The sequence below is a fragment of the Pseudomonas sp. PDM14 genome (assembly GCF_014851905.1).
Classification (GTDB): domain Bacteria; phylum Pseudomonadota; class Gammaproteobacteria; order Pseudomonadales; family Pseudomonadaceae; genus Aquipseudomonas.
On record NZ_JACVAQ010000002.1, the window covers coordinates 510,695 to 530,265 of the forward strand.

General features: G+C 64.7%; 14 protein-coding genes, 1 other RNA gene and 3 pseudogenes. 7 read left to right on the forward strand and 11 right to left on the reverse strand.

The features are described from left to right. The first annotated feature begins 5 nt into the window (after positions 1–5). From IB229_RS15005 to IB229_RS22310, 4 genes and pseudogenes are all read left to right on the forward strand, one after another. Positions 6–1,046, forward strand: a complete 1,041-nt coding sequence (locus IB229_RS15005; protein ID WP_192330362.1) for an RNA methyltransferase — start codon at positions 6–8, stop codon at positions 1,044–1,046. Between the two features lie 59 nt (positions 1,047–1,105). Next, entirely contained in the window at positions 1,106–2,032 is a 927-nt protein-coding gene (locus IB229_RS15010) for an endonuclease/exonuclease/phosphatase family protein (RefSeq protein WP_192330364.1), read from the forward strand. A gap of 63 nt (positions 2,033–2,095) precedes the next feature. Then, on the forward strand, positions 2,096–3,016 hold the full coding sequence (locus tag IB229_RS15015) for an alpha/beta hydrolase (protein ID WP_192330367.1): 921 nt from the start codon (positions 2,096–2,098) through the stop codon (positions 3,014–3,016). Positions 3,017–3,104: 88 nt separating this feature from the next. Then, positions 3,105–3,221, forward strand: a pseudogene (locus IB229_RS22310) (hypothetical protein); the annotation flags it as partial. Positions 3,222–3,241: 20 nt separating this feature from the next. On the opposite strand, the gene IB229_RS15020 reads toward IB229_RS22310, so the two are convergent. The 6 genes from IB229_RS15020 to edd all read right to left on the reverse strand — a co-directional run bounded on the left by IB229_RS15020 (position 3,242) and on the right by edd (position 10,916). Then, on the reverse strand, positions 3,242–4,867 hold the full coding sequence (locus IB229_RS15020; protein WP_192330369.1) for an NADP-dependent glyceraldehyde-3-phosphate dehydrogenase: 1,626 nt from the start codon (positions 4,865–4,867) through the stop codon (positions 3,242–3,244). Between the two features lie 130 nt (positions 4,868–4,997). Beyond that, the gene (locus tag IB229_RS15025; RefSeq protein ID WP_192330371.1) at positions 4,998–5,687 is read right to left on the reverse strand and encodes a bifunctional 4-hydroxy-2-oxoglutarate aldolase/2-dehydro-3-deoxy-phosphogluconate aldolase; all 690 of its coding nucleotides are present in this window, start codon (positions 5,685–5,687) and stop codon (positions 4,998–5,000) included. A 16-nt stretch (positions 5,688–5,703) separates the two neighbouring features. Next, positions 5,704–6,420: a 6-phosphogluconolactonase gene (gene pgl, locus IB229_RS15030; RefSeq protein WP_192330373.1), complete on the reverse strand. Its 717-nt coding sequence runs from the start codon at positions 6,418–6,420 to the stop codon at positions 5,704–5,706. Further along, positions 6,407–7,897 (reverse strand): glucose-6-phosphate dehydrogenase, encoded by a 1,491-nt coding sequence (gene zwf / locus IB229_RS15035; RefSeq protein ID WP_192331585.1) that lies wholly within the window; start codon positions 7,895–7,897, stop codon positions 6,407–6,409. Before zwf ends, pgl begins: the two co-directional genes overlap by 14 nt. Positions 7,898–8,139: 242 nt before the next feature. After that, a complete protein-coding gene (locus IB229_RS15040) occupies positions 8,140–9,093 on the reverse strand; it encodes a glucokinase (protein ID WP_192330375.1) in 954 nt (317 codons plus the stop codon). After that, positions 9,090–10,916: a phosphogluconate dehydratase gene (gene edd, locus IB229_RS15045; protein WP_192330378.1), complete on the reverse strand. Its 1,827-nt coding sequence runs from the start codon at positions 10,914–10,916 to the stop codon at positions 9,090–9,092. Before edd ends, IB229_RS15040 begins: the two co-directional genes overlap by 4 nt. A gap of 503 nt (positions 10,917–11,419) precedes the next feature. Between edd and IB229_RS21935 the strand changes: the two are divergent. Beyond that, positions 11,420–11,575, forward strand: a pseudogene (locus IB229_RS21935) (integrase); the annotation flags it as partial. Between the two features lie 429 nt (positions 11,576–12,004). Here IB229_RS21935 and IB229_RS15050 read toward each other — a convergent pair. The 4 genes and pseudogenes from IB229_RS15050 to IB229_RS22320 form a co-directional block, all read right to left on the reverse strand. Beyond that, positions 12,005–12,250, reverse strand: coding sequence for a hypothetical protein (locus tag IB229_RS15050; protein ID WP_192330380.1), 246 nt, complete (start codon positions 12,248–12,250; stop codon positions 12,005–12,007). A gap of 790 nt (positions 12,251–13,040) precedes the next feature. After that, an RNA gene (gene ffs / locus IB229_RS15055) (signal recognition particle sRNA small type) lies at positions 13,041–13,137 on the reverse strand. 99 nt (positions 13,138–13,236) lie between these two features. After that, on the reverse strand, positions 13,237–14,016 hold the full coding sequence (locus IB229_RS22315) for a methyl-accepting chemotaxis protein (RefSeq protein ID WP_412547804.1): 780 nt from the start codon (positions 14,014–14,016) through the stop codon (positions 13,237–13,239). A gap of 78 nt (positions 14,017–14,094) precedes the next feature. Next, positions 14,095–14,871: pseudogene (locus IB229_RS22320) on the reverse strand (MCP four helix bundle domain-containing protein); the annotation flags it as partial. 249 nt (positions 14,872–15,120) lie between these two features. On the opposite strand from IB229_RS22320, the gene IB229_RS15065 reads away from it, so the two are divergent. Both IB229_RS15065 and IB229_RS15070 read left to right on the forward strand, forming a co-directional pair. Continuing rightward, positions 15,121–16,725 (forward strand): hypothetical protein, encoded by a 1,605-nt coding sequence (locus IB229_RS15065; RefSeq protein WP_192330384.1) that lies wholly within the window; start codon positions 15,121–15,123, stop codon positions 16,723–16,725. A gap of 88 nt (positions 16,726–16,813) precedes the next feature. Further along, on the forward strand, positions 16,814–17,092 hold the full coding sequence (locus IB229_RS15070) for an HU family DNA-binding protein (RefSeq protein WP_192330386.1): 279 nt from the start codon (positions 16,814–16,816) through the stop codon (positions 17,090–17,092). 49 nt (positions 17,093–17,141) lie between these two features. Here IB229_RS15070 and ligA read toward each other — a convergent pair whose 3' ends face one another. Further along, positions 17,142–19,514, reverse strand: coding sequence for an NAD-dependent DNA ligase LigA (ligA, locus tag IB229_RS15075; RefSeq protein ID WP_192330388.1), 2,373 nt, complete (start codon positions 19,512–19,514; stop codon positions 17,142–17,144). Positions 19,515–19,571: the final 57 nt, after the last annotated feature.

Below are 19,571 nucleotides of genomic sequence, written 5' to 3' on the forward strand. Positions count from 1 at the left end.
GCCCCATGCGCATCCCCGACATCCACCAACGCCTCGCCGATCTCGGCGCCCTGCCTGCCCATAGCGGTCGGGTGGTGCGTGCCTGGCTGCAGGGCAAGCCGCTGAACACCGGCACCCGCCGCCAGCAGAGCGAGAACTTCCTGCCGCTGTCGGTGCGCGCCGGCCTGCCGCAGCTCAGCGATGACCTCGACAACCTGGTGCGCCTGCGCTCCGAACACCCGGCCAGCGACGGCTCGGCGCGCCTGCTGGTAGCGCTCAACGACGGCCAGATGGTCGAGAGCGTGCTGCTGCCGCGTGGTGGCCTGTGCGTGTCCAGCCAGGTAGGTTGTGCGGTGGGCTGTGTGTTCTGCATGACCGGCAAGAGCGGCCTGCTGCGCCAGCTCGGCAGCGCCGAGATCGCCGCCCAAGTGGCCCTGGCGCGGCGTTTTCGGCCGGTGAAGAAAGTGGTGTTCATGGGCATGGGCGAGCCGGCGCACAACCTCGACAACGTGCTCGAAGCCATCGACCTGCTCGGCACCGACGGCGGCATTGGCCACAAGAACCTGGTGTTCTCCACCGTCGGCGACCCGCGCGTGTTCGAACGCCTGCCGCAGCAACGGATCAAGCCGGCCCTGGCCCTGTCGCTGCACACCACCAACGCCGAGCTGCGCCAGCACCTGCTGCCGCGCGCGCCGCGCATCGACCCCGAGGAACTGGTCGAGCTGGGCGAAGACTACGCCCGCCGCTTCGACTACCCGATCCAGTATCAGTGGACACTGCTCGCCGGCATCAACGACAGCCAGGAGGAACTCGACGGCATCCTGCGCCTGCTCAAGGGCAAGTACGCGGTGCTCAATCTGATCCCCTATAACAGCCTGGAAGACGACGAGTTCCAGCGCCCGCGGGGCGAGCGCATCGTGCAGATCGTGCGCTACCTGCACAGCCGCGGCGTTCTCACCAAAGTGCGCAATTCCGCCGGCCAGGACATCGACGGCGGCTGCGGCCAGCTGCGTGCCCGCGCGGTGGACATCGTCAACACTACGCGCCTGCGGCGCCCGCCGAGCTGACGCTTGCCCACGGAGGGGCGGCGGGCCATGCTCGCGCCTTCGTGCCACAGAGCCCCGCCATGTTCACGCTGCTTCGCCGCATTCTCTGGTTATCGCTACCACCCTGCCTGTTCGGCTTGCTTCTACCCTGGCTGCTGCGCTCGTTCGCCCATCATCAGGGCGCGCTGATCTGGCTGCTCGAGCTGGCGGTGCACTGGCAATGGCTGTTTCTCGCCGGCCTGCTGGGCGGTAGCGCACTCGCCCTGCTGGTGCAGCGGCGCTGGCTACCGGTCCTGCTAGCCGCGCCGTTGCCATGGCTCAGCGCTGCACCGAGCCTGCCCGAAAGTGAAGGTGCACCACAGCTACGCCTGGCCAGTGCCAACCTCAACCTCGACAACCGTGACGCCGGTGCCCTGCGCGACTGGTTAGCGCTGGTGCAGCCGGACGTGGTGGTACTGCAGGAGCTGTCGCCCGCGTTCGCCCAGAGCCTGCAGCCGCTACCCGGCTATCTCTATCGCAGCCTGAGCCCGCAGCCATCACCGTTTGGTATCGGCGTACTGTCGACTATGCCGTTGCTCGATCCACGGGTGATCACGGACGACGAAGGCGTTCAGCGCATCGAGACCGGCCTGCTCATCCCCGGTTGCCGTGTCGAGTTGACTGTTTTGCATCCGATGCCGCCCATCTCGCCGCGGCAACGGGCGCGCCGTGATCGCACTCTGAGTGAGCTGGCGCAGCACAAGCAGAAGCCCAGCCTGCTGGCCGGCGACCTCAATACCAGCCCGTGGGCGCCGGCTTTCGTCGCGTTGCAGATGCAGGGCTGGCGGCGTGCTAGTGGACTGATGCCGACCTGGGGCGGTCCGCTGGGTATTCCCATCGACCACGTTGTGGCGTCCGCGCACTGGCAGGTAGTCAGACAGTCGCGCGGCCCGAGTCTGGGCTCGGACCACCTGCCGGTGTTGGTCGATCTCAGGCTGCAGCAAGACTGCCCCGCAGCGCAGCCCTAGCTGTTCCACTCGCGGGGTCAACTCGGCTAGGCTCAGCGTTCGCGCTTACTCACCGGAGCTGCCATGCGCCCGCTATCGCACATTACTCATCTCCTGCTTGGGCTCGTGCTCTGCACGTCCAGCTACGCCGGCCCGTTGCGTGACCTGCTGCAGGAGCGCCGCGAAGAGCGTCTGGAAAACCGCAACCAGGCCGCGCTACCCGCGGGCGGCCGGGTGTTGCGCGATCAGGCCTACGGCAGCGACCCGCGTCAGCGCTTCGATGTCTATCTGCCGGCGCAGGCCAAGGCTGCGCCGATCATCTTCATGGTCCATGGTGGTGGCTGGTACACCGGCGACAAGGCGATGTCCGCGGTGGTGGACAACAAGGCCGCACACTGGCTGAAGCGGGGTTACGTGCTGGTCTCCAGCAATTACCGGCTGATCCCCGAGGCGGGCCCGCTGCTGCAGGTCGAGGATATCGCCCTGGCCTTCGCCACGGTGCAGCGCCAGGCACCGAGCTGGGGCGGCGACCCTGGCCGGATCGTGCTCATGGGCCATTCCGCCGGCGCTCACCTGGTCAGCCTGCTCGCCAGCGACCCGCGCCTGGCTGCAAAGGCCAAGCCGCTGTGGCTGGGTACGGTGGCACTGGACAGCGCCGCGTTCGATGTCAGCGCGATCATGCGCGAGCGCCATTACCCGCTGTACGACAAGGCCTTCGGCACGGACCAGGCGCTGTGGCGCGCGGCATCGCCAATCACCGCGCTGACGGCCTCAGCCAGACCCTTCCTCGCCGTATGCTCCACCCGCCGCACCGAAGCCTGCGCTCAGGCCGACGCCTTCGCCAAGCACGCTACTGACCTGGGCGTTTCGGTCACGATCCTGCGCAAGGACTATTCGCACAAACAGATCAACCAGCTACTCGGCGCAGACCCGACCTACACCGCCGAAGTCGATGCCTTTCTCAGTGGCCTAGACACCTTTCCAGCACCTGCTGCTGACCGCTAAAGCAGTTCGATATTTTTCGGCACCTCAGTGAGTGACCAGCACTGGATAGCAAACCTGCGCACGCACCCTTCTCGATGCGGACCGGCGGAGTGAACATCAGCGCCACGTGATGCCGCAGTCGCAGCTGTTGCAGATCGCCGGGCGCCTGATCGACCTGACCCCGCTGCTGACCGGGCTCAACGTGCGCAGCCGCGACTTTCACTAGCTATACGGCTGCCGGCTCGTTCAGAAGATGTAATCGGTGGTGATGAAGCCCGACTCGCGGTTGCGGATGATCTCGCTGATCAGTTCTTTGTTCTCCGGGTTGAAGCGGGTCGCCACCAGGGTGCGGATGGAGAACACGCGCAGGGCGTCCTGCACCGACAGGGTGCCTTCGGCGGAATTCTTGCGGCCGTTGAAGGGAAAACTGTCCGGGCCACGCTGGCACTGGGCATTGATGTTGATGCGACCGACCTGGTTGACGAAGGCATCGACCAGGCGGCCGACTTGCGCCGAGTCGTTACCGAAGATGCTCAGCTGCTGGCCGTAGTCGGAATGCAGCACGTAGTCGATCACCTCCTTCACCTCACGGTATGGCACCACGGGCACCAGCGGGCCGAACTGTTCTTCCTGGTAAAGGCGCATGGCCGGCGTCACCGGGCTCAGCAGCGCCGGGTAGAAGAAGCTCTGCCGGTGCGTGCCGCCGCCCGGGTTGACCACCCGTGCGCCCTTGGCCACGGCGTCGTCGAGCAGGTCGCTGAGGTACTCGACCTTGCCCGGTTCGGGCAGCGGGGTCAGCGCCACGTCGTCATCCCAGGGCATGCCGGGTTTCAGCGCGGCGAGCTTGGCGGTGAATTTCTCGAGGAAGGCATCGAGCACCGTCTCGTGCACGAAGAGGATCTTTAGCGCCGTGCAGCGCTGGCCGTTGAACGACAGCGCGCCGGTGATGGCCTCGTTCACCGCGTTGTCGAGGTCGACCTGCGGCAGGACGATGCCCGGGTTCTTCGCATCCAGGCCCAGCGCGGCACGCAGGCGATGCGGGCGTGGGTGCAGCTTCTTCAGGTCACTGGCGCCCTTGTGCGTGCCGATGAAGGCGAACACGTCGATCTTGCCGCTGGCCATCAGCGCGCTGACGGTCTCGCGGCCGCGGCCGTAGATGACGTTGATCACCCCGGGCGGGAAGCTGTCGCGAAACGCCTCGAGCAGCGGGCGGATCAACAGGACGCCGAACTTGGCCGGCTTGAACACCACGGTGTTGCCCATGATCAGTGCCGGAATCAGCGTGGTGAAGGTCTCGTTCAGCGGGTAGTTGTACGGCCCCATGCACAGCGCCACGCCAAGCGGCACGCGGCGGATCTGCCCGAGGGTACCTTGCTCCAGCTCGAAGCGGCTGGAATGGCGATCCAGCTCCTTGAGCGATTCGATGGTGTCGACGATGTAGTCGCAGGTGCGGTCGAACTCCTTCTGCGAGTCCTTGAGGTTCTTGCCGATCTCCCACATCAGCAGGTGCACCACCGCCTCGCGCTGTTCGCGCATGCGCGTGAGGAAGCCTTCGACATGCTGGATGCGCTCGGCCACGCGCAGGTTCGGCCACAGGCCCTGGCCGTGGTCGTAGGCCTGCACGGCGGCATCCAGGGCAGTCAGCGCAGCTTCGGCGTCGAGCAGCGGCGTGCTGCCCAGCAGCACCTGCTCATCGCCCTGTTCGGTGGCCAGGAAGATCGGGCTGCGCACGCTCACCAGCGGGCCGTCCCAGCGGCGCAACTCGCCATTGACCAGGTACTCGCGCTGCTCGATGGGCGCGCCCTGGCGGTAGCGTTCGGGAATGTCGGCGGCGCGGGGAAAGAGGCTGTTGAGTTGGCGTGCTGTGCTCATGATTCTGCCTGGAGAAGGATTATCGAGCGCCTGGGATCGGCACCTGGAGTTACGCGGACTGCCGCGCGCGGATGCCGACAGTGACCTGCTCAGCCCGTGAGTTCATTGTAGGAGCCGATGCAGCGTCGGCTCAGCTCAGCAACTGCAAGGCTTCGGCGCTGGCGGCCTGGATGCGCGCCCAGTTACCCTGGCGAATCCACGCGCGCTCCATCATCCAGGTACCGCCCACACACATCACGTTGGGCTGCGCCATGTAGCTGCGCACGTTGTCCGGGGTGACGCCGCCGGTTGGGCAGAACCGCACGTTGCCGAACGGCCCGCCAAGCGCCTTGAGCGCCGCGACGCCACCGGAAATCTCCGCGGGGAACAACTTGAAGCGACGATATCCGAGGGCGTAGCCGAGCATGATTTCCGAGGCGCTGCTGATCCCCGGCAACAGCGGCAGCGGGCTGTATACGCCGGCACGCAACAGCTCGGCGGTGCAGCCGGGGGTCACGATGAACTGCGCGCCGGCAGCTTCGGCCTCGGCCAGCATCAGCTCGTCGAGCACGGTGCCAGCACCCACGCAGAGGTTGGGCCGCTGCTCGCGCAGGGTGCGAATGGCGCCCAGGCCATGCTCGGAGCGCAGGGTGATCTCCAGCGTCGACAGGCCGCCCGCAGCCAGGGCATCGGCCAGCGGCAGCACATCCTCTTCGCGCTCGATGGTGATCACCGGCAGGATGCGCGCACGGGCACACAGCGTGTCAATCCGCTCGACCTTGTCGGCCATGCTTGGAACGGCATCACGCCGGCTCGCACTGCGTTGCGAAATGCTGCTCATGGCGGATTCCTCGGGCTCAGGGGCACCAGTAGATTTCGAGTGGCTCGCGCAGGAAGGCGCGGATCGGCATCTGCGCCGCATCCGTACCCGCCAGGGCCTGGCGCAAGGTGGCGAGCTTGGTCAGGCCCTCGATGGCCAGCAGGGTCAGGCGCGCGCTAGCGAGTACCGGCAACGTCAGGGTCAGGCGCTGACGCGGTACCGTAGGCGCCTGCATCGGCAGACAGCGCCGCGGGCAATCGGCGCTCAGGGCCCGGTCGAGGTTGGCGCTGGCCGGGAACAGCGAGGCGCAGTGGCCGTCTTCGCCCATGCCCAGCACCAGCACATCGATCAGTTGCGGGAGCTCGCTCAGGGCCTGTTCGGCCAGCTGCGCGGCCTCTTCCAGGCTCGGCGCCGCCTGGTACAGGCCGATGAAGCGCGCCTTGGCCGCACGCTCCTGCAACAGATGGCGACGCACAAGGCCTTCGTTGCTGTCGGCGTGGGCCACCGGCACCCAGCGCTCGTCCGCCAGGCTCACCGTCACCCGCGACCAGTCCAGCTCCTGTTGCGCCAGACGCTGGAAGAACGGGATCGGACTGCGCCCGCCGGACACCACCAGGCTCGCCGCGCCGCGTTCGGCGATAGCGCCGCGCAGCGCATTGGCCACGCTGACCGCCAGTTCGCTGGCCAGCTGTTGCGCAGTACCCAGGCCGAAGCCCAGCACATGCGTGGGAAGTTCGAGATCAGAAATCGCCATACCAGTCCTTGCCGTCACGGGTGATCAATGCAATGGAGGCCGCCGGCCCCCAGGTTCCTGCCGTATAAGGTTTGGGCGCGCTGCCCTGTCGCTGCCAGCCGGCGATCAGTTGATCACACCACTGCCAGGCGTACTCGACTTCGTCCTTGCGTACAAACAGATTCTGGTTGCCCTTCATCACTTCCAGCAGCAGGCGTTCGTAGGCATCGGGGATGCGCATGCTGCGGTAGGTGTCGGAAAAACTCAGCTGCAGCGGGCCACTGCGCAACTGCATGCCCTTGTCCAGACCCTGCTCCTTGGTCATCACCTGCAGGGAAATACCCTCGTCCGGTTGCAGGCGGATGATCAAGCGGTTACTGATCAACGGCCGCTGCTCGGGAGCGAAGATGTAGTGCGGCGGCTCCTTGAAGTGGATGACGATCTGCGACAGCTTCTGCGGCATGCGCTTGCCCGTGCGCAGGTAGAACGGCACGCCTGCCCAGCGCCAGTTGCGCACCTCGGCGCGCAGGGCGACGAAGGTCTCAGTGTCGCTCTGCGTGTTGGAGTTTTCCTCCTCGAGATAGCCCGGCACCACCTTGCCTTTGATGCTGCCGGCCACGTACTGACCACGCACGACCTGCTGGCCAAGCTGTTCGGCGGTGATCGGCGCCAGCACCTTGAGCACCTTGACCTTCTCGTCGCGAATGCTGTCGGCCGAGAGGTCCGAGGGCGGGTCCATGGCGATCAGGCAGAGCAACTGCAGCAGGTGGTTCTGGATCATGTCGCGCAGTTGCCCGGCCTGGTCGAAATAGCCCCAGCGCCCCTCGATGCCGACCTGCTCGGCCACGGTGATTTCCACGTGGGAGATGTGGTTCTGGTTCCACTGGGTCTCGAACAGGCTGTTGGCGAAACGCAGGGCGATCAGGTTCTGCACCGTCTCCTTGCCCAGGTAATGGTCGATGCGATAGATGCGGCTCTCGGGGAAATGCCGGGCCACCGCCTCGTTCACCGCACGGGACGATTCCAGGTTGTGGCCGATGGGCTTCTCCAGCACCACGCGGGTTCGTGCGGCCAGGCCAACCTCGGCCAGCCCGGCGCAGATCGCCCCGTAGACCTTGGCCGGCGTGGCGAAGTAGGCGATCAGCCGCTCGGCCGTAGCCACACGTTCGGCCAGCAGCGTATAAGCCTCGGTGCTGAGAAAATCCATGCTCATGTGATCGAGACGGGCGAGGAAACGCTGCAGGGTGGCGGCGTCGATCTCCTGCGCCGGCACGTAGTTTTGCAGGTGGCCCTCGATCACCACCAACTGTGTGTTCTCACCCTGCTCGCGGCCGAGGGCGAGGATGCGCGTGTCGGCATGCAGCAAGCCGGCACGGTCCAGCTGGTAGAGGGCGGGAAACAGCTTGCGCAGCGCCAGGTCGCCAAAGCCGCCGAACAGGGCGAAGGTGCAGGACTCGACAGGGTCAATGCTGACTGTCTGGGGTCTCTCGTCAAACATGGCCATATGGATACACCTGAGAAAGCGGTCCTGGGGCAGCGCGCACGCCGGGCAAACAAGCAGTGGCCGCCGACGGCGAGGCGCGACTCACCGCAGCACAGTGCATGACGGGTGACCCATCTGAACGCCCGGTGTTCCCCGTGACGGACGAACAGCCGGCACACCACAGGCAGCAAACGCCGGATTGAGGCGGTAGCACAGGCTGTCCCCAGCGGCAGGTCGCACCGCCTGCAACGCAGAGCTTAGCGGCGCTGTTGCAATGCCACGCCGGCTCCTTCCAGGCCTGGGTAGTCGGCGGTCACCAGCCATACCGGAACGCCTTCGAAATAACCGCTCATGCAGCCCTTGCTGGAGAACGCGCGCAAAAAACCGCTGGCCTGGAAAAACGCTGCGAAGCGCGGCACCATCCCGCCGACGATGTATACGCCGCCGCGCGCACCGAGGGTCAGCACGTTGTTGCCGGCAACCCGGCCAAGCCACACGCAGAACTGGTCGAGCACCTGCACCGCCAGCGAATCGCCGGCCAACGCTGCCGCGGTGAGCTGCGCGGGCGAGTTCAGCGTCGGCGTCTGCCCATCCACCGTGCACATGGCCAGGTACAGTTGCAGCAGCCCCCTGCCGCTGAGCACGTCCTCGGCGCGCACGTGGCCGAGCTGATTGAACAGCTGCTGCCATAACTGCGCCTCGCGCGGGCTGCCGATGGGCAGGTCGACATGCCCGCCCTCGCCCGGCAACGCCTGCCAGCGGTCTTCGCCCAGCGACAGCAAGGTGCCGACACCGAGGCCGGTGCCCGGCCCGATCACCACCGCCGGGCTGCCGACCTCGGCCACGCCGGGGCAGATCGGCACGCGCTGATGCTCAGCCACGCGGGTCATGCCCAGGGCCATCGCGGTGAAGTCGTTGATCAGCAGCAGCTCCTGCACCTGCAGGGCCGCGCAGAACGCGCCGCGGCTCAGGCGCCAGTGGTTGTTGGTGAAGCGAAAATGCTCGCCGCTCACCGGCCCGGCCACCGCCAGGCACACCGAACCGATGCTGCCCGGCGCCAGGCCGAGGTCGGCGAGGTAACGGCTGATCGCCTGCTCCGGGCTGGCGAAGTCAGCGGTCGCCAGGACGCGCACCGAGGTCAGTTGCTGGTCATGCCACAGGGCGAAACGCGCGTTGGTGCCGCCGATGTCGCCGACCAACGCCAACGTCAACGCAGCGTTTCCAGGTTCGAGGTGAACGCGCTGGCGCCCTGCTCCGCCGAGCTGAAGGACGCGCGCATGAAGGCGAACAGCTCGCGACCGCAGCCCACGCCCTGCCCGCTGGGCGGCGTGGCCAGCTCACGCGCGGCCAGTTCGGCCGGGTCGATCAGTACCTGCAGGGTGCCGGCCTCGCCATCCACGCGAATCCTGTCACCGTCACGCACCCGCGCCAGCGGACCTCCGTCGAAGGCCTCTGGGCAGACGTGGATCGCCGCCGGGATCTTGCCCGAGGCGCCGGACATGCGCCCATCGGTGACCAGGGCCACCTTGAAGCCGCGGTCCTGCAGCACGGCGAGGAACGGCGTCATCTTGTGCAGCTCGGGCATGCCGTTGAAGCGCGGCCCCTGGAAACGCATCACGGCGACCAGGTCCTGTTCCAGCTGGCCGGCCTTGAAGGCGTCGGCCAGTTCCTGCTGATCGTGGAACACCCGCGCCGGTGCCTCGACCACCTGATGCTCGGGCGCCACGGCGGAGACCTTCATCACCCCACGGCCAAGGTTGCCGACCATCACGCGCAGGCCGCCCTCGGCGGAGAACGGCCGCGACACGGGACGCAGGATCTTCTCGTCGAGGCTCTCGCTACGGCCTTCGCGCCATACCAGCTGGCCATTCTCGAGGAACGGCTCCTGGGTGTAGCGACGCAGGCCGCGGCCCATCACCGTGTTGACGTCCTCATGGAGCAGCCCGGCGTCGAGCAGCTGGCGCACCATGAAGGCCACGCCACCCGCGGCATGGAAGTGGTTGATGTCGGCCTTGCCGTTGGGATAGACGTGGGCCAGGGTCGGCACCACCTCGGAGAGGTCGGCCATGTCCTGCCAGGTCAGCTGGATGCCGGCGGACTGGGCAATCGCCGGCATGTGCAAGGTGTGGTTGGTCGAACCGCCAGTGGCGTGCAGGGCGACGATGGAGTTGACCAGCACGCGTTCGTCGATGATCTCGCCCAGCGGTAGGAAGCTGCCGCCCTGTTTGGTCAGGCGCACCACCTGGCGCGCGGCCTCGGCGGTCAGGGCCTCGCGCAGCGGCGTGTTCGGGTTGACGAAGGACGAGCCCGGCAGGTGCAGGCCCATCATCTCCATCAGCATCTGGTTGGTGTTGGCCGTACCGTAGAATGTGCAGGTACCGGGCGCGTGATAGGCCTTCATCTCCGACTCGAGCAGCTCGTCACGACTGGCCTTGCCCTCGGCGTAGCGCTCGCGCACATCGGCCTTTTCCTTGTTCGACAGCCCGGAGGGCATCGGCCCGGCAGGAATGAACAGCGACGGCAAGTGCCCGAAGCGCAGTGCGCCCATCATCAGGCCGGGGACGATCTTGTCGCAGACACCGAGGAACACCGCGGCATCGAACATGTTGTGCGACAAGGCCACGGCGGTGGACATGGCGATCACTTCGCGGCTGGCGATACCGATCTCCATGCCCGGCTCGCCCTGGGTCACGCCATCGCACATGGCCGGCACACCACCGGCGACCTGGCCGACCGAGCCGATATCGCGCAGCGCCTGGCGGATCCGCTCCGGGTACACCTCGTAGGGTTGATGAGCCGAGAGCATGTCGTTGTAGGCGGTGACGATGGCGACGTTGGCCGAGTCCATCAGGCGCAGGCGCTGCTTGTCGTCGCTGCCGCAACCCGCCACGCCGTGGGCGAAGTTGGCGCACTGCAGCTTGCCGCGCATCGGCCCTTCGCTGGCGGCCGCATGGATCATCGCCAGGTAACGCGCGCGGGTGGCGCGGCTGCGTTCAATCAGGCGCTCGGTGACTTCAAGAACACGCGGATGCATGGCAATCCACTCCGACTGGGTATCTGGTTTTTATACCGATCAAAGCAGGGCACAGCAAACGAGCGCTCTGCAGCCACGGGAACAGGTTGCCGTTAACGACAACAATCTTCCCCGCTACTGATTGGGACACTGTGTCGGCGAAATGGTGTAACCAAGCCCCGAAAAGCGGACGCACGTCATCGCGTCGCCGAATACCGGGCAACCGCACATGAAGAGAAAGAGACTTGGGAGACACACAACCCGAGCGGGTTATGGAGGCGGCCCCACCAGCCACACCCCGGCACACAATGTTCCCGCCGTGGCTGCTTCCTTCCGGACCTGACCGGATGGAGTGTTTGCACTCCTCGCAGCTTGCTGAAAGCTGCACTGCGTCTGGACTGGTGAGAGGCGATGGGGTTTCACCGACATTCTTTTCGGGCGAACAATCATGCCTGAAACAAGGCCAAAAATCTGGGGTGTGACCAGCAGTGTTCCACTTTGCTGTACCACTCTGGTGTACCACTTTGACTTACATCACCCGACGCGGAGCCGTGTACTACCTAAACTTGCGGCTACCTAAGCACCTCTACCCCAACCGTACCACTCTCCGCCTGAGCCTCAGCATCAGAGACCGAAGGGCCGCCGTATTCATTGCATCTGAGCTTGCTCGTCTAGTGCACGAGTGAATAGCCCCAGACTCCCTAGAGACCCCCAAGCCTCATAATGAGGCCCACTAGGAGGTGTCATGAGCTTCCCCGAAGATTCAACATCGAAGCGGTCAAGCAAGTGGCCGAGCGCGACCTGCCTGTCGCCTAGGTAGCCACCCGGTTAGGCACGCCTTGTTATGAATGGGGCAGTTATCCACCCCACCCTCCATTAAGCGCTAAAGCTGTTATGACGTATGGCAAACGGGCGAGCAGAAAGCGCACCCGTTGGCCCGCCGGTAGTAGACGCGCGCAGCAAGAACCGCCCCCTGACAGCCAGAGTGGTAACCAAGGTAATGCTGATTCTGCGGCAACGGCATGTATGCACACCCTTCCTTGTGCACCTCATTGTCACCATTGGCTTGAGCCACTTTATTCACACAGTACTGGTACATGGCCTTCTCCTCAGCGCTTCTTGTCAGACTGCGAAACCACCGAACCTGCAAGGCTTTTCGTGGCATCACTGTACTTGTCGCTTTGGAGCGCCTTGGCAGCTTTGGCCTCCATTTCAGCGCTAGTCTGCTTACTCGTTGAGTGCTGAGCCAAGGCCGAGCCTGCTAGGCTTTTGGCGATTGCTGAGGCGTTGGGATCACGCAGCGTCTCCGCTGCTTTCTTGGCGATGTCCGAGGACGTCTGCTTGGAATTAGGCATGATAGGCTCTCCTATGTTGCCGGTTCAGTGGAAAAACCAGACCCCAAAAAGGAGAACCGTTCAGCACTGAGCAGTTGACGCTACCGTCACTTGTTGGCTCAATGTGAACCCTTATCAGGGTCTGGCACGGTCGCTACCGTCTGGCCTCTGGTGGTGCGGATGGGTACGTTCGGTCGCCAAACTTGTGCGTACTCATTCGCAGCTTTTACCTTTCGCTCAGTCCTCTTTCGAGGCAGTAGCTACGCTGAAAACCCAACATATAGGGAGCCTTCAGCGCTTGAGACCCAAGATAGTGCGGTGCTCAGGCGAAGGCAAGCCCGCAAATCTTTACCGCCTGTGGATAAATCTGTGGGTTACTTTGGTGCAAGTTTCGCCAAGCCCCGTAGATACTGTGTTTTTCAACAGTGCACCGTTCGTCGGATTTAAAAAATACCCTTTGATTCGTGAACATGAAACATACGGCTACCTGCACACGGCTCAACAAAGGGTTATTCAAAATCCCTCATAGAGAACAAAAAGGAGCTGGCTAGAGACGACATTCGCAGTCGTACAGGCTGACCTCTAGCTCGGGCAGTACCGCTTGCTCTGTGGGGAGATGTAGAGATTTCCAAACCCGCCCCAACTCGATTAGCTAGCAGGGAGCAATGGGGCAATCGAGAGCTTGTCGAGCAGAATCAAGCAGATGTAGGCTGCCGCCTTGGAACACTTTTGTGTTCTACACGGCTGTCACACTTCGAGATTTTTGACTTAGAAATCCTTGAGAATTCAAGGACTTACGATATGGAGGCGACCCCACCAGCCACACCCCGGCACACAATGTTCCCGCTGTGGCTGCTCCCTTCCGGGCCTGACCAGGTTAACGGGTAATCGTTGCGGGGGGACCGATGGGGCCACCATAACGAAGCCCGTCAGGCGACGGGCCGCGCCATTGTACTGGTTCGAAACAAACTTACAACCGCTTCAACCACTTACGGACGAACAAGGCCTCAGACGCGGAAACGTCCGACCAGTTGCGCCAAACCGGAGGACAGCTCGGACAGGCGCTGGCTGGCTTGCGTGCTCTGCTCGGACGTCTGCGCCGCCTCGTTGGACAGGTCGCGGATGTCGCTGATGTTGCGTGCGATCTCCTCGGTCACCGCGCTCTGCTCTTCGCAGGCGGTGGCGATCTGCGCGGCCATGTCGTTGATCCGCGCCACCGAGTCGCCGGTGGCGGACAGCGCATCGTCGACGCCGGCAGCGCGGTCGACGCTGTCGCGCGCCTTGACGCTGCCCGAGTGCATGGCCTTGACCGCGTTCTGCACACCGGACTGCAAGCGCTCGATCATCTGCTGGATGTCCTTGGTCGAGTCCTGGGTGCGTGCGGCCAGCGCCCTCACCTCGTCGGCGACCACGGCAAATCCCCGGCCCTGCTCGCCCGCTCGCGCCGCCTCGATGGCCGCGTTGAGCGCCAGCAGGTTGGTCTGCTCGGCGATGCCCTTGATCACCGCCAGCACCGCGCCGATGTTGGCGGTTTCCTGGGCCAGGGTCTGGATGGTGTCGGAGGCGCCCTCCACTTCCTGGGCCAGCTGACGAATCGCATGGATGGTCGCACCGACCACCTGTGCGCCCTCGCGCGACTGCACCTCGGCACCGCGCGCGGCATCGGCGGCGTTCTGCGCATTGCGCGCCACCTCGTGCACCGCCGCGCTCATCTCGGTAGCCGCCGTGCTGACCTGATCCACCGCCGCATGCTCGCTGTTGATCAGACGATCATTCGCCGCCGCCATCCCCGCCAGGCTCTGCGCCGAATCGGCGACCTCGCCGGTGACCCGACCGACCTCCTTGATCAGCGGCTGCAGCTTGTCGAGGAAGCGGTTGAAGGCATGGCTGAGCTTGCCCAGCTCGTCGCGTGACATCACTTCCAGGCGTACGCGCAGGTCGCCATCGCCATCGGCGATCTGTTCGATGCGGTTGAGCAGGTTGTGCAGCGGACGGGTAATCAGGATCGGGAAGCCAAGCACCAGCACCACGCAGATCAACAGGCCGACGGCGATGATCGCGCCCTGCTGCCAGCTGCGCTTCTCGCCCAGGGCGATGGCGGCCTGGCCTTCGGCATTGGCGGCGTTGTCTTCCAGCTCGCCGAGCTGGTCGATCGGCCCACGCATGATCTCGAACTGCGCTTCGCTGTCGCCGAAGCTCAGCGCGGAAGCGGCATCGGGATCGCTGCTGGCCAGTTCGAGCACGCGGTTGGAGGTCGCCTTCCACTGCGCCCAGCCACGGTCGAAATCGGCGACCAGCTTCAGCGCTTCACTGCTCGGCTGCATCTGCGCGTACTTGTGCACGCGGTCAGCCGCCTGCTGGATGTTTTCCGCGTGCGCCGCACGCAGCCCGGCGATGTGCTCGCCGGCCGCTTCGTCGAGCAGCCCGCGCTCGGCCACCAGTGCCTGGTAGAGGTCACGGTCGGCATTCAGCAGCAGGCTGATCGCCGGCAGCGAACGCTGGGTCAGGCGGCTGCTGGAGTCCGCCACCTGGCTGATGCCCTGCATGCCGAGCGCGCCCATCAGCACCAGCAGCACCGCCAGGAGAAAAATCGGCAGGGCAATCTTCCAGCGAAACGCGAGGTCGGCAAATATGCGAAGCATGATGAAACTCCAGCGGCAGATGGTCGTGTTGTTATGCCCTGAGCATAGCCAGTTTTGCGCCGTTGCAGTGCGTCCGATGCGCGCAGCAGAGCCTGCCGGCTGGCACCTGCGTGACAAGCCGCCAACGGCGGCTATGGTTGTCGACAGCGGGCGCTTACGACCCGCCTCCGCCCCGCCCTGACGCTCGCCCGAAGTCCGGCAGTGCCGCGCCAATGCAGGAGCCCTCGGCAACCGCCCCAGGAGCGCCCCATGGTCAGCAGACACACGCCCTTCCACCCGATCATCTATGTACGCGGCTATGCCATGACGCCCTCGGAGATCGACGCCACCAGCGCCGACCCGTTCTGCGGCTTCAACCTTGGCTCCACGGTGTACCGCGCGGTGGCCAACCGGCAGAAACAGCCGCGCAAGTTCATCTTCGAGTCACCGGTGATTCGCCTGGCATCGGACTTCGGCTACCGCGACGTCTACGAGGACGGCTACGACATCCTCGACGCCGAGTGGCACGACGACCCCGAGCATCGCCTGAACAGCCGTTCGATCATCGTTTATCGCTATTACGACGAGGCTTCGACCTTGCTCGGCATCGGCAAGGTGCCGAGCCTGGAGGTCTTCGCCAGCAAGCTCGGCGAACTGATCCTCAAGGTCCGCGAGCTGGTCTGCGGCAACCCGGACAACGCCATCGCCCCGGCGGACTTTCGCTGCTACCTGGTGGCGCATTCGATGGGCGGCCTGGTCTGCCGTGGCCTGCTGCAGAACCCCAAGCTCGACAGCAAAGGCGCGGCGAAATACGTCGACAAGTTCTTCACCTACGCCACCCCGCACAACGGCATCGACGTGCTGGGCAAGAACATCCCGAGCTGGCTGACCTGGAACGACATCAGCAACTTCAACCGGCCGAACCTGGCGCGCTTTCTCGCGCTGGAGGATGTCTATAAAAAGGATGAGGACCGGGTCAACTGGCTGCCCGGCAAGATCGCCGAGCGCACTTTCTGCATGGTGGGCACCAACCGCAGCGACTACGAAGTGGCGATGGGCCTGTCGCGCAGCTTCGCCGGCCACGGCAGCGACGGCCTGGTGCGCATCGAGAGCGCCACCCTGCAAGCCCTGACCGACACACGCAAGCCAGGGCTGGCCTGCGCCAAGGCCTTCGCCTACCGCGCCCACTCGGGCTACTTCGGCATCGTCAACAGCGAGGAGTCCTACCAGAACCTCACGCGCTTCCTGTTCGGCGACGTACGCGCCGACCTGTGGGTCGATATCACGGAGATTCGCCTGCCGCGCGAGGTGCAGACGGCGCAGGACCAGGGCCGCAACGTGGATGCGCTGTACCAGTTCGAGGCGCTCGCCTCGCCGCGCGGCAAGCTCTGGTACCTGACCCGCCGGGTGAGCGAGGAAGACTCGGTCGCCTGCCTGGCGCACCGTGACTGGAAAAGCGCACCGAAGAAGAACGGCCTGCTGTACCTGTCTTCGGTGTTTCTCTCCAATCGTGCCAAGGTGGTGCCTTCGCGCCGGTCGCTGGCCTACAACCTGATCTTCAACGTGCGCGTGCCGGACTACGAGATCGAGCAGAAGCTCTGGGTCAACCAGCACTACGAAGGCAGCTACCTGTACCGCAATGCGCTGGTGCTGGAGCTGGTGGCGCCGGATGCGCCCAAAGGCGACTGGACCATCCACTACGCCTGGCAGGATCAGGGCGTAAGCCCGGCCAGTGAAGTGCTGGATGCCAAGAGCCTGGCCGGCGGTCGGGTCGAAGTGCGCATCCCGTTCGACAGCAACAGCACACCCGGAATCAAGGGCGACCTGCGCTTCATCATCCAGTTGTGGAACCCGGATGCACAGATGACGGACTAAGCCACGGGCCAGGGCTTTGTGCTAGCTTGCGCTCTACCATGGGCCCTGCAGCCCACCGGCTTTCCTACATGACTCACGGAGCACCACCATGGCCTTGACCAAAGACCAACTGATCAGCGACCTCGCCGAAGCGGTCGACAGCCCGAAAGCGACCATTCGTGCCGTCCTCGAGCACCTCGCGGAAATCGTTGGCGACTCGCTGGAAAACAGCGACGAAATCACCCTGCCAGGCATCGGCAAGCTCAAGGTCAGCGAGCGCCCGGCACGCACCGGCCGCAACCCGCAGACTGGCAAGAGCATCGAGATCGCCGCGAAGAAAGTCGTCAAGTTCGTGCCAGCCAAGGCACTGACCGACTCGCTGAACTGAGTGCATCGTCCTGGTTCCGGGCGCCCCGGAACCAGGGCCGAAGCGCAGGCTAGGCCTGCACCCCGTATTCACCCAGCGCGGCCACGAACTGCGCCTCGTCCAGTACCCGCACCCCCAGCTCGTTGGCCTTGGCCAGTTTCGAGCCTGCCCCAGGCCCCGCCACCACGCAGGTGGTTTTCGCCGACACCGAACCCGCCACCTTGGCGCCCAGCGCCTCCAGCTTGTCCTTGGCGACATCGCGACTCATCAGCTCCAACGTGCCGGTCAGCACCCAGGTCTGCCCTGCCAGCGGCAAGCCTTCGACGACTTTCTTCTCGCTCTCCCAGTGCATGCCGAACTCGCGCAGTTGCTGCTCGATGGCACGGGCAAGTCGAGCGTTTTCCGTATTATCGAAAAAATCGCGCACCGCCTTGGCCTGCTTCTCCGGCAGCGTCTGACGCATATCCAGCCAGTCGCCGGCCAACACACCTTCAAGGCTGATAAAACGCTCGGCCAGCTTCTGCGCCGCACCCGGCCCGACGCTGGGGATATTCAACTTGTCGAGCATGCCGCCCAGGGTGGCGATGGCGGTGAACTCGGCATTTAGCCCACCCTCATCCTGCAGCTGCAGTCCGCACTCGCCGAGCAGGGCATCGATCACCTGCCGGTTGTGCTCGTCCTCGAAGAAGCTGTGAATCTCGTGCGCAACCTCTAGGCCAATATCCGGCAGGTAGGTCAGCACCTGCGGCAACGCCTGGCGTACACGTGCCAGCGAGGCCAAAGAGCGAGCCAGCACCTTGGCGGTTTCCTCACCCACATCCGGAATTCCCAGGGCGTATATAAAACGCGCCAGCGTCGGCTTGCGGCTATCGGCGATGGCCTTGAGCAACTTGTTGCTGGAGACCTCTGCAAAGCCTTCCAGGCCGATGATCTGCTCGTACGTGAGCTTGTACAGATCCGCCGGCGAGCCAATCAGCTTCTCGTCCACCAGTTGTTCGATGGTCTTGTCGCCCAGACCTTCAATATCCATGGCACGCCGCGAGACGAAGTGGATGATCGCCTGCTTGAGCTGCGCCTGGCAGCTCAGACGGCCAACGCAGCGATAGACCGAACCCTCGCTGAGCGATTCCTTGCCCTTGCTGCGTTTGATCAGCTGGGTGCGCTCCACCGCCGAACCGCACACCGGGCATTCGCTAGGAATCTGTACAGGACGAACAACGCTCGGATCGCGGCGCTCAAGCACTACTTGCATCACCTGCGGAATCACATCACCGGCGCGGCGGATGATCACCGTGTCGCCAATCATCACCCCCAGGCGCGCCACTTCGTCCATGTTGTGCAGCGTGGCGTTGGCCACCATCACGCCGGCCACCTTGACCGGATTGAGTCGCGCAACAGGCGTGACCGCGCCGGTACGACCGACCTGGAACTCCACGTCGAGCAGCTCGGTGAGTTCTTCCTGCGCCGGAAACTTGTGAGCGATGGCCCAGTGCGGCGTGCGCGCGCGGAAGCCCAGCTGCTGCTGATCCTCGATGGTGTTGACCTTGAACACCACGCCATCGATGTCGTAGGCCAGGCTCATGCGCCGTTCGCCGATATCGCGGTAATAGTCGAAACAGGCCTCGATACCCTTGGCCAGTTTCAGCTCGCGGCTGATGGGAATGCCCCAGCTCTTGAGCTGCTGCAACATCGTCACCTGAGTGCCCGGCAACTCGCCGCTGACCTGGCCGACGCCATAGCAGCAGAACTCTAGCGGGCGGCTGGCAGTGATCTTCGGATCGAGCTGGCGCAGGCTGCCGGCAGCAGCATTGCGCGGGTTGGCGAAGGTCTTGCCGCCGATTTCCGCCTGGCGTGCGTTGAGCTCTTCAAAGCCGGACTTGGGCATAAACACCTCGCCACGCACTTCCAGCACCTGCGGCCAGCCCTCGCCCTGCAGTTTCAGCGGCACATTGCGAATGGTGCGCACGTTACTGGTAATGTCTTCACCGGTGCTGCCGTCGCCACGGGTGGCGCCACGCACCAGTTGACCGTCGCGATACAACAGGCTGACCGCCAGGCCGTCGAGCTTGGGTTCGCAGCTGTACTCGACCTCGACGCCACCACCGAACAGATCGCCACCCTGCAAACCCAGGCCGCTCTGCACGCTGCGGTCGAAGGCACGCAGATCTTCATCCTCGAAGGCGTTGCCCAGGCTGAGCATGGGCACCTCGTGGCGCACCTCGCCAAACGCACTCAGCGCTTCGCCGCCGACGCGCTGGGTCGGCGACTCCGGCGTGACCAGTTCGGGATGCTCGGCCTCCAGGGCCTGAAGCTCGCGGAACAGGCGGTCGTACTCGGCATCCGGGATGCTCGGCTCGTCCAGCACGTAGTAGCGGTAGTTGTGCTGATCCAGCTCGCTACGCAGTTCGAGAATACGGGAGGCGGCGGAAGTGGCGTCGGTCATGGCGGCGGTCTCTCAAACGAAAAGAGCAGCCGGAGCTGCTCTTTCTGCAAAACGGTG